1 pseudogene is annotated in these 435 nt (G+C 42.1%); it reads left to right on the top strand.

The features are described 5' to 3' along the window. Nucleotides 1-106: 106 nt before the first annotated feature. Nucleotides 107-435 (top strand): annotated as a pseudogene (locus BCY78_RS24345) (hypothetical protein); the annotation flags it as partial.

Below are 435 nucleotides of genomic sequence, written 5' to 3'. Positions count from 1 at the left end.
GCAGGGACGAAAACAGCAGGTGTTGCTTGGTCTATTAAGGGAGAAGAAGCCCTGTTAAAGCATCGCCCTGATTATATGCTGCAGAAAATGAGTGATCTCTTGGCGATTGTTGGAGCTGATTAAGTTGAGAAAAACAGATCGTTATCCTGTCAAAGGGGTCAATTCGCTTAGACAAGTCTATCGGACGGTCCCCTTTCTCAAGGTTGTGAAAAACTTTATCTTTATTCAAATGGCAAGGTATACGCCTTTTATGGGAATGAAAAATTGGATTTATCGCACCTTCCTTCGAATGAAAGTCGGGGAGGATACGGCGTTTGCTTTAATGGTGATGGTCGATCTCATGTTTCCTGAGAAAATCACTGTCGGTCGAAATAGTGTGATTGGCTATAACACGACCATTTTGTCCCATGAGTATTTGATTAAAGAGTATAGGCT

This window comes from Pararhodobacter sp. CCB-MM2, from assembly GCF_001691415.1.
Lineage (GTDB): Bacteria > Pseudomonadota > Alphaproteobacteria > Rhodobacterales > Rhodobacteraceae > Pararhodobacter.
Note: the sequence above shows the minus strand (reverse complement) of the source record. Positions and strands in the feature narration are given on the sequence as shown.